The 16290-nt window shown below is 65.8% G+C and carries 10 protein-coding genes; 3 read left to right on the forward strand and 7 right to left on the reverse strand.

Annotated features, from left to right (window positions below):
* The first annotated feature begins 86 nt into the window (after positions 1-86).
* On the forward strand, positions 87-1499 hold the full coding sequence (locus AC0MRV_RS13020; RefSeq protein WP_472764914.1) for a hypothetical protein: 1413 nt from the start codon (positions 87-89) through the stop codon (positions 1497-1499).
* A gap of 132 nt (positions 1500-1631) precedes the next feature.
* Positions 1632-7745, forward strand: a complete 6114-nt coding sequence (locus AC0MRV_RS13025) for a LysM peptidoglycan-binding domain-containing protein (RefSeq protein ID WP_472764915.1) — start codon at positions 1632-1634, stop codon at positions 7743-7745.
* 103 nt (positions 7746-7848) lie between these two features.
* Here the strand turns inward: AC0MRV_RS13025 and AC0MRV_RS13030 are convergent, their stop codons facing one another.
* The 3 genes from AC0MRV_RS13030 to mtnA all read right to left on the reverse strand — a co-directional run bounded on the left by AC0MRV_RS13030 (position 7849) and on the right by mtnA (position 11773).
* A complete protein-coding gene (locus AC0MRV_RS13030) occupies positions 7849-8868 on the reverse strand; it encodes a DUF3500 domain-containing protein (RefSeq protein WP_472764916.1) in 1020 nt (339 codons plus the stop codon).
* A gap of 569 nt (positions 8869-9437) precedes the next feature.
* A complete protein-coding gene (locus AC0MRV_RS13035; protein ID WP_472764917.1) occupies positions 9438-10094 on the reverse strand; it encodes a class II aldolase/adducin family protein in 657 nt (218 codons plus the stop codon).
* A gap of 560 nt (positions 10095-10654) precedes the next feature.
* Positions 10655-11773 (reverse strand): S-methyl-5-thioribose-1-phosphate isomerase, encoded by a 1119-nt coding sequence (mtnA, locus tag AC0MRV_RS13040; RefSeq protein WP_472764918.1) that lies wholly within the window; start codon positions 11771-11773, stop codon positions 10655-10657.
* Between the two features lie 105 nt (positions 11774-11878).
* Here mtnA and AC0MRV_RS13045 point away from each other — a divergent pair, with 105 nt between their 5' ends.
* Entirely contained in the window at positions 11879-12514 is a 636-nt protein-coding gene (locus AC0MRV_RS13045) for a phosphoribosyltransferase (RefSeq protein WP_472764919.1), read from the forward strand.
* A gap of 47 nt (positions 12515-12561) precedes the next feature.
* On the opposite strand, the gene AC0MRV_RS13050 is transcribed toward AC0MRV_RS13045, so the two are convergent.
* The 4 genes from AC0MRV_RS13050 to sucC all read right to left on the reverse strand — a co-directional run bounded on the left by AC0MRV_RS13050 (position 12562) and on the right by sucC (position 16160).
* Positions 12562-13302 (reverse strand): class I SAM-dependent methyltransferase, encoded by a 741-nt coding sequence (locus tag AC0MRV_RS13050; protein ID WP_472764920.1) that lies wholly within the window; start codon positions 13300-13302, stop codon positions 12562-12564.
* Positions 13303-13569: 267 nt separating this feature from the next.
* Positions 13570-14493 (reverse strand): succinate--CoA ligase subunit alpha, encoded by a 924-nt coding sequence (sucD, locus tag AC0MRV_RS13055; RefSeq protein WP_472764921.1) that lies wholly within the window; start codon positions 14491-14493, stop codon positions 13570-13572.
* Between the two features lie 90 nt (positions 14494-14583).
* Complete coding sequence (locus AC0MRV_RS13060) at positions 14584-14970, reverse strand: VOC family protein (protein ID WP_472764922.1); 387 nt, start codon at positions 14968-14970, stop codon at positions 14584-14586.
* A gap of 8 nt (positions 14971-14978) precedes the next feature.
* Complete coding sequence (gene sucC / locus AC0MRV_RS13065) at positions 14979-16160, reverse strand: ADP-forming succinate--CoA ligase subunit beta (protein WP_472764923.1); 1182 nt, start codon at positions 16158-16160, stop codon at positions 14979-14981.
* Between the last annotated feature and the right edge of the window lie 130 nt (positions 16161-16290).

Here is a 16290-nt window from a genome sequence, read left to right on the forward strand (position 1 = left end):
GTCAAACCGGTGGCCCGAAACAGATGCGCCAAAAGACCTATCCCAAGGTTGCCTTCACGCATAAGCCATTAGCCTGTGGGTCTCGCATGTCCGATCTCCCGCGCGCCCAACTCGACCAAGCCTTTGCCAACACCTCGCTCTTCGAGGCCAAGACCTGGCAGCTGTCGCCCGAGGCGTGGCCACTGACGTCGGCGCAGGTGGACGAGTTGCAGCGCATCGGTGAAGCCTGCCTGCATTTTCATCAGGCGCTGGAAAACCTCTATCTGCGCTCCGCCGCCGATAAGAACCTCCTGCGCAACAAACCGCTGCGCGCGCCGTGGGTCGCCGAATACCTCGATCGCGGCAAACCCGCCGCGCTCGTCGCCCACGCTCGCGACAAGCGCCAGCGCGGCGCCCTGCCCACCGTGCTGCGGCCCGACTTGTTGCTCACCGACGATGGCTTCGTGATGACCGAGCTCGATTCGGTTCCGGGCGGCATCGGCCTCACCGCCTTTCTGAATCGGCTTTACGCCGAACAGGGCGAGATCGTGGGGGAGGGCGACGCCATGATTCATCGCTTTTACCAGTCGCTCGCGAAACTCGCGCCGACGGTCGGCAATCCGCTCATCGCGCTCGTCGTCAGTGACGAGTCAGCCACCTACCGCCCGGAGATGCAGTGGCTGGCGGAGCAATTGCAACGGCGGGGCCTGCGCGTCTTCTGCCTCGATCCCGACGACCTCTTCCCGCTCGGCACTGCGATCTGTTTCGACGTCGATGGCAATCCCGAGAAGATCGACGTCGTTTACCGCTTCTTCGAGCTCCATGACCTCGATAACATCTCCACCGCGCCTTACCTCTTCGAGGCTTGGGAAGCGGGGGAAATCGTCATCGCGCCGCCCATGCGGCCGTTTCAGGAGGAGAAGCTCGCCGCCGCGCTGTTTCACCATCACCTGCTCGGCGACTATTGGCGCGAGGCCTTGCCGGGGCGCTCCTTCAAACTGCTGCGCAAGCTCTTCCCGCGCTCCTGGATTGTCGATCCGGCACCCCTGCCGCCGGGCGCGGTGCTTGATGGACCGACCGCCGGTGGTCGTCCCTTGGCTCACTGGGGGCAGCTCGCCGAGGCTTCGCAGAAAGAGCGCGACCTCATCCTCAAAATCTCCGGTTATCACGAATCCGCTTGGGGCGCCCGCAGCGTGATCTATGGCGCCGACTGCTCGCGCGAGGAGTGGCAGGCCGGCATCGACATCGCGATCGGTGATGCCCCGAAAAACCTTCACGTGCTGCAGGAATACCGCAAACCCCGCCGCCTGACGCATCGCTTGTATCCGTCGGCCCCAAGCGGGGCACCGTCCGAAGAGGCCGTGGCCCGCCAAGGCCGCCTGCGGCTCTGTCCCTACTATTTCGTCGAAAACGACGCCGTGCAGCTCAGTGGTGCGCTCGCCACCTTTTGCCCTCCGGATAAGAAGATCATCCACGGCATGCAGGATGCGGCCCTGTTGCCGTGTCGCATTCAGGATTGAGACAGACCCAAACATCCGTGCCTTGCCCCGCAGGGTATTTTCCCCACAAGGGGGCGTGTGTTTGACCCCCGCGGGACCTCTGTAACCCACCCTCGATCGCGCCCCCGACGCTCCACTTCGCGTCTGCTGTGGATGGCGTCCTTGCTGTGGGTGGCTGGATCCCTGTCGGCGCAGGTCGATATCACGACCCTGCAACAACAGGCCGAAGCCGGCGATGTCGCGGCGCTCAACGCCCTCGGTAACGCCTACATGAATGGCGAAGGGGTCGAGCAAAGCACCACCGCCGCCATCGAGGCCTATTCGCGGGCATCCGCCGGTGGCTATGCCCCCGCCGCCTTCAACCTTGGTCTTCTGCACGAGCTTGGTCGCGGGGTCCCGCAGGACCTGGCCAAGGCATTTGAATATTACCGCCGCTCGGCCGAACTAGGGTTCCCTGCCGCGCAGTTCAACGTGGGCAACATGTATTCCCGCGGCATCGGCGTGGAAGCCAACCCCATCGAGGCCGTGCTTTGGTTTCGCCAGGCGGCCGACGCCGGCATCCCCGACGCCCAGTTTAATCTCGGCCTGCTTTACGACACCGGCCGTGGCGTGAGCGCCGACCCCGAGACCGCCGCCGAATGGTATCGTCTTGCTGCCGAGCAAGGCTTCCCTCGCGCCTCCTACAACCTCGCGCTGCTCCATGAAGAAGGGCGGGGACTTCCTCGGGATGATGCCGAGGCGGCCCGGCTCTACCGCATTGCGGCCGAGCAGAATTATGGTCCCGCTCAAAACAACCTGGGTATCATGTATGCCGAGGGGCGTGGCGGACTCACCCAGAGTTTCATCGAAGCCTACCCGTGGCTGGTGCTCGCCGCGGAAAACGGGGCCGACGCCCGCGCCCGCGACATGGTCCTGCGGCGGCTCGATCGCGTGCAAAAGGCCGAAGCCGACATCAAACTCTCCTCGCTGCGCGCGTCCCTTGGTTTGCCGGAAGCCCCGGCTGCGACCGCGGCCACCGCGGTGGCCGCGACGCCGGCTCGTCCCACGCCGTCCACCGCGATGCCTCCCGTATCGACGCCGACGGGCGCGCCCGATGCGGTCCTGCAATCCCAGCTCATCGATCTGCGCACCGAGGTGGAACGACTGCGGCGCGAAAACGCCGGTCTGGTTTCGGCCAACCAGACCCTCTCCCAGCAGAAGAACGAACTCGAAGCCCGCAGCGTGCAAACGGTGACCGCGGCCAAGCGGGAGGATGCGACCTTCACCCACATCAGCGCCGTGGCCGAGCGTCTGCAGGCTGTTGCCCCGACCGATGATGACGCGGCGCGGCAGGCGATCAACCAGGCCGCCGCCATGTTGCTCACCGCGGCCGAAGAGAACCGCGATCTCAACGCCGAGGTCAAACGCGCCACGCTCGAACTGAGCGCCATGGGCCGCCGCCTGCGCCAGGCCGAGCGACGCCTCAGCAACGCGCCGGCCGCGGCCTCCGACGAACAGACGGCGCGCGACCTCGCCGCGGCGCGCGAACAGGTGGTTTCCCTCGAAGCCGACCTCGGTCAGGCCCGCGAGCGGGTTGAGTCGCTCGAAACGGCCCTCGGCACCCTCGACGAACTGCACACCCGCATCGACGCGCTCACGGCGGAAAACCAGGCGCTCGCCGCGCGTATCCAGACTGCTGATATGGAGTTGGCGGCGGTGCGCGACCAGAGCGCGGTCTCGACCGAACTGGCCGATGCGCTGCGGGCTCGCGACGAGGAGATCGCGACCCTGCGCGTCGCCGGCGAGCAAACCGCGCAGGAACTCGCGGCGGCCGGCACGGAACTCGCGCGCCTGCGTGACGCGCTGGCCAACGCACAAGCCGGGCAACAGGACGCGGCCACCCTCGCCGCGAACCTGGAGCAAGTGCGCGCGGCCGAGGCCGCCAGCACGCAACGCGCCGAGCGTCTGGCCGCTGAGCTGGCCGAGGTCCGGCAACAGCGCGAAGCTGGACAAGCCGAGCTCGCGACCCTGACTCAGGACCTCGAGGCCGCCCGTCGCCAGCTCGAGACGATCGCGGACCGACCCGATCTCTCCACGGAACTTGGCCAACAGGTGGCCGAGGTCACCGAACTGCGCAACCGCTTGGCCGCGCAGGAAACGACCATCGCCGAGCTCAACGCGCGCGTGGCGGCAGAAGCGATTTGGGCGTCGGATTTGGAGGAAGCCAATGAACGGGTGACAAGCTTGCAGCAGGAGCTGCAAGCGGCGCTGGCCGAGCGCGCCCAGGCCGAGTTGGCGAGCACAGACTCCACCGCGCAATCGCGGGCGATGCAGGATCGGATCGATACCCTGAATCAACAGCTCGAAGCCGCTCAGGCCGCCGGCGAGCAGCAGTCCAGCCAGCTCGCCGCGCAGGCGGAGGAAATCGCCCGGCTCAACGCTCGCCTGACCGACGAGGCCATCTGGGCCTCCGACCTCGCTGAGGCCAACGCCCGGGTCAACGCGCTATCCACCGATCTGCAGGGTGCCGCCGCCGCGCGCGACGCGCTCGCCCTCGAGCTGGCCGCGGCCCGCGACGCGGCCCAGGCGGCCACCGCCCAGGTGGAGACCTTGCGTGAGCAACTCACCGCCTCCGCCGATGCCAACAGCGCGCTCGCCAGTCTGCGTGACCAAGTCCAGGAGCTGGAAGCGGCGCTGACCGCGGCCCAAGCGCGCGATGCCGACTCAACCCAGCAACTCGCTGCACTCGAGGCGGACTTGGCCCAAAGCCGCACGCAACTTTCCGCGCTTCGAGCGGCTGAGGCGGAACGTGCCGCCGAATTGCAGGCGGCTCAGGAACGACTCGCGACCTCGGCCGATGCCGCCGATGAAGCGGCGCGGCTCACCGGTGAACTGGCCTTGTGGCGCGATCTCGCGGGCCAGCACGACCGCGAGTTGCAGTCGACGCGGGCCGAGTTGGAGCAACTCAAACGGGACGCCGACACGGCCGAAGCGAATTACCAGACGGTGGCCGCGGTGCAGCTCGAAAGCCTGCGCGAGAGTGAGGCGACCATCGAGGAACTGCAGGACGCCGTGGCGCAACGTGAGCGGGCCCTGACCGAACTGCGGGCCGGACGGGAGTCCGACGCCGCGACGATTGATCGCTTGCAGTCCGCGTTGGCGTTGGCCGACGGGCAGGACACCACGATCGCCAACCTGCGCGTGGAGTTGGCCGAGGCGCGCACCGAAACGGTCGAAACCCAGCGCGCGGCCAATCGCACCACCGCTGAATTGAGCAGCCGTATCGCCCAACTGGAGACGGAGTTGGAGCAGACCGCAGCAATGGGTGAGAACGCCGCCGCCGCCGAAACCGCTCGGCAGCAGCTCGCCACCGAACTGGCTCAAACGCGCTCGGAACTCGCGGCGATCACCGCCGAACGAGCGAGTCTCGCGACTGAACGTGATGCGTTGGCGCAGGAACTCGCGGCCGCCACCACGGCCAGCGCAGCGACGGCCGCGCAGTTGACCGCAGAACGCGAGGACCTGGCGCAACAGCTCGCCGCCGCGGAAGAGGAGTCGGCGCGACTCCGCAGCAACTTGGTCGCCGCCAACGAACAATTGAGTGGTCGTGCGGATACCGAGCGCGAGGTGCAGACCTTGCAGGCCAGCTACCAGCAAAGCCTGCGTCGCGTCACGGCACTGGAGGAACAGCTCCGCGAGTCCCGCGCGGCGGCGACCGATGCCTCCTCGCTCGCGGACACCAACGCGGACCTGCAGAACCGCGTGGCGGAACTGGAGTCGCGCTTGGCACAGTCGGCCCGCCATGCCGAATCCCAGGAAAGTGCGTTGACGGCCCTGCGGGCGCAGTTGGCCGAAGCGGGCGAATCCGTCGAAGAGCTGGCCAGCGCCCGGATCGCGTTGAGTCAGGAACGGTCCCGCATTGGCGACCTCGAAGCGCAGGTGGCGGAGCTGCGGCAGGCGGCCTCCGCCGCGCAGTCGCTCGATGGTGCCAACCAGGACCTGCGTGACCAAATCGCCGCGCTGGAGGCACGCTTAAGTGCCACGGGTGACGAGGCGCGCCGGTGGGAAGCTGAAGCCGGTCAGCTTTCTGCCCGTTTGGCCGAAATGGGGCAGAGTGCCGCAGAGCTCGGCGCCGCGCGCGCTTCATTGGCGCAGAGCCAGCAGCGGGTGAGTGAGCTTGAGAACCAGATCGTCGCGTTGCGGGAGACCGCCGCGGCGAACGGTGAATTGCAGGCCGACAACGATCGCCTGGCCCGGCAACTCGCCACGGCTCGAAGCGATGCCGACACCTTTGAAGCCCAGGTGGCCGACCTGAGCGCCCAGTTGGCGAGTGCGACCGCCGGTGCCGCGGCATCCGCCGAACTCCAAGCCGAGTTGCGCGGTGCACGCGATCGTGTCGCGGCCCTTGAGGCTCAACTGGCGGCGGCCTCCGGCAGTTCGGCCGAGCTGGCGGATACGCAGACGTCGCTCGATGAGGCCCGGTCGGTCATCGCCGGCCTGCAGGATGAACTGCAGATCGCCCGCACGCGTCTCAACGAACTTGATACGGTCGCCGCGGCCAAGGTGGCGGCCGAAAACGCCAACCGTGAGCTGAGCACCCGCAACGCCCGGTTGCAGGAGCAGCTCGAGGTCGCCCGCGCCGCGCAGGCCGATCTCGGCGATCAGGCCCAGCGTGTCCAATCGTTGGTGACAGCGCGGGACAGCGCGGTCACGCAGGCCCGGAATCTGGCGGAGGAACTGGCGGCGATGGAAGACGCCCTGGGCCAGAACCAAGCCGCGGTCGCGGAGCTCACGGGTGAAAACGAGCGGCTCAAGGGCGACCTGGCCGCCTCCGAGAAGGCCGTGGCCGCCGCGCTGGCGGCTCAAGCCGCCGCCGCCGAGGAGGCGGGGATGAATCAGGCGATGGAGATGGAAATCGCGACCTTGCAGGGCCGCGTGCAACAGGTGGAGGAGCAGATCGCGGTCGAACGCGCGGCTTCGGCCAAGGAATTTGCCGCGCTTACCACGCAACTGCAGCGGGCCCGGGAAACGGCCCAGTCGCTCTCCGAAGCCAACCGATCCTTGCTCGCGACCCGCGAAGTCGACGAAAGCACCTCACGTGATCGCCTCGCCGATCTCGAGCGGGAGGTGGCGGAACTGGCTGATGCCGGCGCCGAGTTGCGGGCGGAGAATCAGGCGCTGCAAACCGCTCTGGCCGAGGCCAAGGCCGCGCCGCGCCCGCCGGCGGATTGGCAGCAGCAGCAACAAGCGCTGGCCGCTCGGGTCGAGACCCTGACTCAACAATTGGCCGACGCGCAGGCCTATCGCGTTCAGGTGGAGTCGCTCAACGCGGCCAACGATACCTTGCTCGCCTCTCAGGCCGACCTTCAGCAGCAGGTCGCCGCCGCGCTCAATCAACAGGCCGAGGCTGATCGCCGCGCCTTGGCGCTGGCCGCGGAGTTGGCCGAGTCGCGGACCGAGCGTGAGGCGCTGGAAGCGCGGGTGAATTCGCTGGTCGCCACGACCACGGAGCTGGACGACCTGCGGGCTGAGCTCGCGAGTCTGCGCGGCAGCTATGATTCCTTGTCGCGCGAAAACACCGCGTTGGCCGGTCAGGTGGCCGCCGCCGAAGCCGATGCGTTGGAACGCGCCACCACCGCTGAGGCCGAGTGGATGCAGGAGCGTGAACGCCTGCGCGGCGAAATCGCCCGATTGGAAGAGAACACCACCGATCTGCAGCAACGTGTGACCGGAGGTTCGGCCGAGTTGGAAACGGCCACGAGGGAATTGGCGCAGGCGCGCGCCCGCATCGCCAGCTTGGAAGGTCGGGCGGAGCAGGCGGAGGCGCAGAGCGACCGGTTGGCCGAGCTCACGGCCCGGGTGCGGGATGCCGAGCAAGAGCTTGTCACGCAGCGTTCCGCCAACCTGCGGCTGCAGGAGGCCCTGACCAACGAGCGGCAGACCCAGGAAGCGCGTCTCGCGACGGCCCAGCGGGAGAATGCCGCGTTGGCCGGACGTTTGCGGCAGGCGCAAAACACGCTCGATCAAATCGCCGCCGCCGCGCGGGTGCTCAATCCGGGCGCGGGCGGTGCGGTGGTTCCCTCGCGTGGCGCGCCGGTGTCGACGGCCACGCCAGCGACGGCGCTGAGTGGACGCACGCACGTCGTGGTCGAAGGGGATTCGTTGTCGCGGATCAGCCTGCGTTACTACGGCACCCCGACCCGCTGGCGGGATATTTACGAAGCCAACCGCGAATTGCTCAGCGAAGCCAACGCCCTGCGCCCGGGCCAAGAGCTGCGGATTCCGTAAGGCGGGGCGGTCGGGGTGACTGGGCAGAGCGACGGCAACGCGGTCGAGGACGTCCGCGCCCACCCTGGGAACTGACGGTGGACGCCGACCTCCGGACGGCGTTTCAGTGCTGGTCGCGGTAATGTTCGCCGAAGGTATCGCGCCCGAAGTCCTTTTCGAAGTCGCGAAAGACCGTGTGGTGGTGGTTGGCGTTGTTTTGCGTGTTGCCGTATTCGATGACAAAGGTCGGACCCTGGATGCGATAGTAGTGGCCCTCGCCGGGTTCGGCCGGACCGGCCCAGGCAAAGGTGAGGTGGTCGAGACCGTGCTGCTCAATGCGGGCGAGCGCGGCGGCGGCGATCTCGTCTTCGTGGCGGTCGAGGTAGAGCCGCACGATGTCCTGCAGTGCCTTTTGTTGGGTTTCGGTCATGCGGGTGAAGGGCAGGCCGCGCGGGGAGATGGGATTCACGCGTGATTCCTGGGCGGTTTCGATCTCGTTGGCGGCGCGGTTCGCCACGACGGCGAGGCGGCGTTGGTCGGCGTCGAGGGAGAGCAAGAAGGCGCGGCCGGTGGATTCCTCGTCAGCCAGGATGCTGGTGCCGGCCTTGGGACCGCTGGGCACGACCGCGGGATTGGCGCCAAAGAACAGCGGCGTGCCGGAGATGCCCTCGGCGGTGATGGTCTGGTTGACCGAAAGGTGGTGCCCTTCGAAGCGCCAGCCCCAGGGGAGTTCCCCGGGCGTGCCAAAAATGGCGACGTAGTAGAGGTCGGGATCGCGGTGCGCCGCGCCGTTTTCGAGGGCGCGAAGCACGGTTTCGAGCTGCATGATGGAGACTGCCTTGAGGGAGCCTTGGTCACTGAGGGCGGTGTGCAGGAGCCGCAGAGCGTGGCCGCGTTGGGTGGCGTTGAGGCCTTTGAAAACGAGGCCGCCGCGCTCCATGGGGACGAAGTGCCAGTTGGTGCGCTCGGCGGCATCGGCCGGGTAGGTGGCGGTGGCGCGATCTTCGTCGTTGAGTGAAGCGAGGAAGGTGGACGCGGCCGCAGCCATTTGGTTCGCGAGTTCCGTTTGATGGTCGTCGTGAGCGAACGCGGTGAAAGGCAGGATGCTGGCCAGCAGCATCGCGGTGAGGCGGGGTAGGGGCATGGAGGGGAAGTTGAACGCTGATCGAGTCGGCGGGAAGCGAGCCCGTGGTGTTCGTTACGCAGCTTTGATTGACCACAGATTTCACAGATGGCCACAAATACCGAGAGGCAGAGCTGCGGGGGAGTGGATCTGCATCTCTCTTCGAAATCTGCGGTTCAACCTGCGTTGGACGGGGGCTGTGTGTTCGGTGAAATCAGTGGTTAAGAACCTGCGTGGGCGGGGCTGAGCGGCAGGGAAATTTTGACCACAGATTTCACAGATAAACACAGATGCCGAGGGGCAGAGCTGCGGGGGAGTGGATCCGCGTTTCTTTGCGAAATCTGCGGTTCAATCCTGCGTTGGACGGGTTCCGTGTCTTCTGTGAAATCTGTGGTTAAACCCAGTGTGGGAATGGCTTCGCGGCAGGGGTGTTTTGCGCCACAGGTCGCGCAGTTGAACTGGGATGCGGGCTTTGCGGGCTAACGGTGGAGTTGCTGCGCGCCGCCTGGTATTTGGTCGAGGCCCGTTTGGAGCTCTTGGTTTCGGGGCGGAAGAAGTGCACCGGCCGCGGCGCGTTCGGCGAACGCGTGCTACCTTTCCACCGGGCCGTAACCGAAGTCGCGGAAGCGCTCGATGACGCGATCCATTTCGTCATCGGGCAGGATGTGGGGCGTGCCGGCGGCCAGGGTCTGCAGGTAAAGTTTGGCGAGGGTCTCGGCTTCGGCGGTGAGCGCGAGGGCTTGTTCGAGGTTTTGGCCAATCACCACCAGACCATGGTTGGCCATGAGCGCGGCGCGGCGATCGGCGAGCGCGGCGACGACGTGGGCGGAGAGTTCGTCGGTGCCGAAGGTCGCATACGGCGCACAGCGAATCTGCGCGCCGCCAAAGAGCCCAACGAGGTAGTGCACGGCGGGCAGGTCACGCCGTAGGCAGGCGACGGCGGTGGCGTGCAGGCTGTGGGTGTGCACGACGGCCTGGGCGTCGGGACGGGCGCGCAGGATGGCGAGGTGGAAAGGGAGTTCGGAGGACGGTTTGCGGGCGCCGGTGACCGCCCCGGTGGCGAGATCGACGTGCACGAGGTCGGCCGGCACCATCGTGTCGTAAGGCACTGATGACGGCGTGAGGTAGAACCCGGTCCCGGATTCGTCGCGCACGGACACGTTTCCCGACGTGCCCTGATTGAGTCCGCGCGCTTCCAGCTGCAGACAAACCTCGATGACCCGTTGGCGAAGCGATGTATCGGACACGCCTGCTACCGAGGCGGAGACACCCATCGGGGGCAAGCCAGCTTTGGGCTCGCGGCGGGGCGTCTGGCCCGCTTTGGTCCTGCGATCAAGCGAAGTCCGAGTGGCCGTGGGTGAAGCCAGTGCGAATGTCTCTGAAACGACCAAAAAACTGGATTGGATGCAGACCGTTCTGAGGCCCGAAATGAAACGTCCCGAACCGGTCCTAAGTATCTTGGCCTTGCTGCTAGTTGTGGTGCCAATTGCGGTTTGGCTGTATCTGGGGCGTGGGATTGTGCTTGCGGAGGTGCCTTGTCCCGCGCCGGGCATCGGTTCGGTGCGGGTGACCGAACTTCCTGGGTCCAGTCTAACGCAACGCCTGTTCCGAGAGTCTCCGATTTACCGTTTCGAGTATGTCAGGCCGGACGGGTTGGTTTGGTCATCGGCCAGCGTTGCGCTTGAGAGCCAGCGCGCCCAAACCGCCAGCGTCGCTTGGGAGAGTAATTACGTGGCAGTGTGCTACCTCGATGATCGGCCGGTTCTCAGACTGGTAAATCGACTCTTCGAGCGGTCGAATCTCTGACTCAGGGGGCGCGTTCGGTGCGCTGGGTCGCGCATTCCGGGAACAACGCGTTCAGGCCGTCCGCCGTGGCGGGGCAGAGGCCGCGTTCGGTGAGGAGGCCGGTGACGAGTCGGGCAGGGGTGACGTCGAAGGCGGGGTTGGCGGCGGGGCTGCCGGTGGGCGGGATCTGCACCGTGGCGACGCTGCCGTCGGCCGCGAATCCGGCGACGTGGGTGACCTCGGTCGCGGCGCGCTCTTCGATGGGGATTTCGCGCACGCCGTCGCGCACAGTCCAGTCGATGGTGGGCGAGGGCAACGCGACGTAGAAGGGCACGCCGTTGTCGTGGGCGGCGAGGGCCTTGAGGTAGGTGCCGATCTTGTTGCAGACGTCGCCGGTGGCGGTGGTGCGATCGGTGCCGACAATCACGAGGTCAACCTGGCCATGTTGCATGAGGTGGCCGCCGGCGTTGTCGACGATGCAGGTGTGGGGCACGCCGTGGTTGAGCAGCTCCCAGGCGGTGAGGTTGAAGCCTTGGTTGCGCGGGCGGGTTTCGTCGACCCACACGTGGACCGGGATGCCGGCGTCGTGGGCTTGGTAAATGGGGGAAGTGGCCGTGCCCCAATCGACGGTGGCGAGCCAGCCGGCATTGCAGTGGGTGAGGATGTTGACGGGCTGGCCGGCGGGTTTGTTGGTGGCGAGCTCGCGGATGAGGGGCAGACCGGCTTCGCCAATGGCGTGATTGATCGCGACGTCCTCGTCGCAGATGTGGGCGGCGAGACGGGCCGCCGCGTCGGCGCGGGCAGCAGGCGTGAGCGGGGTCAGTTCGTCGCGGGCGTGATCGAGGGCCCAGCGCAGGTTGACCGCGGTGGGACGGGTGGCGAAGAGCGTGTCATAGGCGCGGGCGAGATGGGCGTCGCTGGCGTCGGCCAGCATGGCGAGCCACATGCCGTAGGCGGCGGTGGCGCCGATGAGGGGAGCGCCACGGACGAGCATGGCCGATATCGCGTGCGTGGCGTCGTTCAGGGTGCGCAGGGAGGCGACTTCGTAGCGATGGGGCAGGAGGGTTTGATCGATGATTTCGACGGATTGTCCATCGGCGGCGGGCCAGATGGTGCGGGTGGGTTTGCCGTTTACCTGCATCGGTTTTGAAAATGATTGGAGAGTGGGTGTGGGGGGATGAAATTTCTTAACGCGAAAACCAAACGACGCGTAGTCTGACGGCCCAATTTAAGCTACAAAAGTCCTATGTCGTCCCCTTCATCTTTGGTCGCCTTGCCGCAACATTTGGAGCTGGTGCAATCGGCCGAGGACATTGAGACGGTATTGGATCAGCTTGCCGGGAAGGTGGAAGAGTGGGCTCGGGACTGCCAGGAGCGGGATGGTCGCATGCTCCTCATGATGTGTGTGTTGCGCGGCGGGGCCTTCTTTTTCTCCGATTTGGTGCAGCGCATCGGTTATTCGATCGAGCCAGCCTTTTGTCGGGCGTGGAGTTACGCCAAGGACATGACGGCCAAGCCGGAGGAAGCGGTGAAGATCGATTGGCCGGAAGTGAATGTGACCGGTCGTGATGTGGTGTTGGTGGACAACATTTGTGACACCGGACGCACCTTTGCGGCGGCGACCAAGGAGATCCTCGCCCGCGAACCGGCGCGGGTGCGCACGGTGTCGTTTGTGCGCCGCAAACAGGCGGAGCTGATTCACGAGCCGACGCTGTCGGGCGTGAGTTTCATCGGGCCCGAGTGGTTGGTGGGTTACGGTTTGCGGGACCGCGGCACGACCATGATGAACGCGCGACTGATTGCGCGGGTGAAGGACACCGAACGCAGTGGTTTCACCGCGAACAACTCCAGTTCGCCGTTCGTCAACAAAGCGGTCTTCTAGGGGGGCTGGGAGCTGGGAGTTGGTCTCTGGGGCCCAGCGGTCCGACCCTACCTTCGAAAAGCGTGGAAGGGGATGGGCCAGGTGACACGGCGGGAGCCGGTGCCCCAGGCGGCGCGGAGTTCGGGGACAAGGGGCGCGAGCGGATCTTCCCCGGTGGCTTGGCGGGCGCGGTGGGTGGCGGACCAGGAGTCGAGCATGCCGATCAGGTTTTCGACGGTCCAATCCACTGCCATGTCGAAGGCGGGAGGCGCGAGTCGTTCCATGTCAGGGGGAACGACGTCAGTGTAACCGTTTAAAAGTGGACCGCGATCCGGTGGCCAGTAGGGGCCTACGGTGATGTCGTGGTAAAGCGCGACGATGGTGTTCACTTCGTGAGAGATGTCGGGCAACAGGTAACCCCAGAAGGCGAGCACGCCACCAGGTTTGAGCACGCGGTGGCAGGCGGTCCAGAAGGCGTCGCGGTCGAACCAGTGCAGGGCTTGGGCCACGGTGATGAGATCAACGTCGGCGAGGTCGGAGGGCGGTTCTTCGGCCGGCGCGACGGCGTAGGTAACCCGAGGATGGGCGGCGGCGTGCGCGATCATGCCTTCGCCGACATCGGTGGCGGTGACCCGTGCGAAATGTTGGGCCAAACTGAGTGCGGCCTGACCGGTGCCGGTGGCGCAATCCCAGGCATGGTGGCGGGCCGGTGTCTGCGCGGCCAGCCAGGTGTAGAGAGATTCCGGATACGTCGGCCGGTGGGCGGCATAGGTGGCGGCGAAGCCGGAGAAATGATCGTTGCGGGCCATATTAAAAACGCTGAAAGGCTGAAAAACTGAAAAGCTGAAATCAGGCGGAACGGTAATTCGGACCACAGATTGCACAGAAAGGCACAGAAGTCCCGCTTGCCTCGAAATCCCTGGGAACGACCTCGTTCCGAGCCGGCCGGTGCGAGCGTGGAGCGGGTGATCTGATGCAGGCCCTCAGTTTCCTTCTGTAAAACCCAGCGGTGGAGTCGGGGCACAAAAAAGCCGGTCCGAGGACCGGCTTTCGAGAAGGAGGAGGAGCGCGAGGCTTTAGCTCAACGAGACGCCGAGGGCCTCGGCTTTGCGGAGCAGGGCGTCGGCCATGTCGGACGGGGTCTCGGCGACCTCGATGCCGCATTCCTTGAAGACGGCGATCTTGGCTTCGGCGGTGTCTTCCTTGCCGCCGACGATGGCGCCGGCGTGGCCCATGCGACGGCCGGGAGGCGCGGTGGCCCCGGCGATGAAACCGGCGACAGGCTTCTGGCAGTTGGCCTTGATCCAGCGGGCGGCCTCGACCTCGGCGTTGCCGCCGATTTCACCGATGAGGATGATACCCTTGGTGTCGGGGTCCTCATTGAAGAGTTTGATGACGTCGAGGTGGTTGGTGCCGTTGACCGGGTCGCCGCCGATGCCCACGGAGGTGGACTGGCCGAGGCCCTTGGAGGTGATCTGAAAAACGGCCTCGTAGGTGAGGGTGCCGGAGCGGGAAACGACGCCGACGTGGCCCTTCTTGTGAATGTAGCCGGGGGCGATGCCGATGCGGCAACCGCCGGAGGAGTCCGGGCCGGTGCCGGGGGTGACGAGCCCCGGGCAGTTGGGGCCGATGAGGCGGGTGGGTTTGCCGCGCATGGCGCGCTTCACGCGGACCATGTCCTTGATTGGAATGCCTTCGGTGATGGCGACGGCGAGATCGATGCCGGCGTCGACGCACTCAAGGATGGCATCGGCGGCAAAGGGCGGCGGCACGAAGATGGCGGAGACGGTCGCGCCGGTGGCTTTGGCGGCTTCGGCAACGGTGTTGAAGATCGGGACCTTGACGTCGCCGTGTTCGAAGAACTGCCCGCCCTTGCCGGGGGTGACACCGGCGACGAGTTGCGTGCCGTAGTCGAGCGACAGGCCGGCGTGTTTGCCGCCGAAGGCACCGGTGATGCCTTGGACCATGATCTTGGTTTCGGGGGTGATCAGAATACTCATTTTAAAAAGTGGGGCCCACGGAACACACGGAAGACACGGAAAGGATGCGGGAAGGAATCAGTGTATTCCGTGTGGTCCGTGGGCAAAATTTCAGGACTCGGTGGGTTGCGGTTTGCGCTGGTGGATGAGCAGCGGGTTGCCGTCAGGATCGGCGATGCCGGCCATGCGGCAGACGCCGGTGTCGAGAGGTTCCATGGTGATCTGAACCTGGGCCTCGCGGAGGTAGGCGATGGCGGCGTCGAAGTCTTCGACCTCAATCGCGACCGTGCAGCCGTCCGGGCTCGGCTTCCAATCGGGGGTCTTACCGATGGAGAGCGCCGCGCCGCCGACGTCGAACTCGGCCCAGCGCGGGCCGTCGCAGGGCGGCATGGCGAAGGCGAGTTTGAGGCCGAGCGTCTTCTGATAGAATTCGAGGGCGCGATCGAAATCGCTGACGGCGTAGCAGGAGAAGGCGACCTCTTTGGCTCCGATGCTCATGGGATCGATCAGGCGACGAGGTTGACGATCTTCTGGGCGGCGTCGGCCATCGAGTCGCCGGAGACGAGCGAGAGGCCGGAGGCGTCGAGGGTCTTTTTACCGGCGGCGACGTTGTTGCCTTCGAGGCGGACGACGAGCGGAAGTTCGAGGCCAACTTCCTTGACGGCTTCAACCACGCCCTCGGCGATGACGTTGCAGTCCATGATGCCGCCGAAGATGTTGACGAGGATGCCCTTCACGTTCGGGTCGCCGAGGATGATCTTGAAGGCCGCGACGACCTTCTCCTTGGAGGCGCCACCACCGACATCGAGGAAGTTGGCCGGGTTGCCGCCGAAGTGTTTGATGATGTCCATGGTGGACATGGCGAGGCCGGCGCCGTTGACGAGGCAGGCGATGTTTCCGTCGAGCGCGATGTAGGCGAGGTCGTATTTGGAGGCCTCGATTTCCTTGGGATCCTCTTCGTTGAGGTCGCGCAACTCGACGATCTCGGGGTGGCGGTAGAGGGCGTTGGAGTCGAAGGAGACCTTGGCGTCGAGCGCGAGGACCTGGTCGTCGGGCGTGGTGATGAGGGGATTGACCTCGATCATGGACGCGTCGGTTTCCCAGAAACAGTTGTAGAGGTTGCGCAGGAGCTTGGCGGCGTTCTTGGCCTCGGTCTTGTTGAGGCCGAGGGAGAAGATGATCTCGCGCACCTGGAAATCGGCGAGACCGTAGGCGGGATCGACGAAGACCTTGGTGATCTTCTCGGGGGTTTCCTCGGCGACCTTTTCGATCTCCACGCCGCCCTCGGTGGAGGCGATGATGACCGGGTGGGAGGTGGCGCGGTCGAGGAGGATGGAGAGGTAATACTCCTTCTTGATATCGCTCGCGACGGTGAAGTAGACGGTCTGGACCTTGCGACCGGCGGGGCCGGTTTGGATGGTGACGAGGGTGTTATCGAGCATCTTGCCGGCGACTTCCTTGGCCTCGGCCTTGGTGGGGCAGAATTTTACGCCACCCTTGTAGCCATCGGTGAAGGTGCCTTTGCCGCGGCCGCCGGCGTGGATCTGGGACTTCACCATGGTCGGGCCCTCGGGGAGGGAAGCCAGGGCGCTGTCGAATTCCGCGGCACTCTTGGCGGCGGCGCCTTGGGGCACCGGCACGCCGTATTTCTCAAACAGGGCTTTGGCCTGATACTCGTGGATATTCATAAAGGGTCAGGTTTGCCAGATGGCCCCGGGGGGAGGCACGCCAAAAAATGAGCTGTCACCACAATGTCGGCTCGGGTCGTTCGCGGTTGAACGACAGTCAACCACAGCCGCTGACGTGGTGGGGGCGCCC

The sequence above is a fragment of the Actomonas spartinae genome (assembly GCF_051209155.1).
Classification (GTDB): Bacteria; Verrucomicrobiota; Verrucomicrobiia; order Opitutales; family Opitutaceae; genus Actomonas.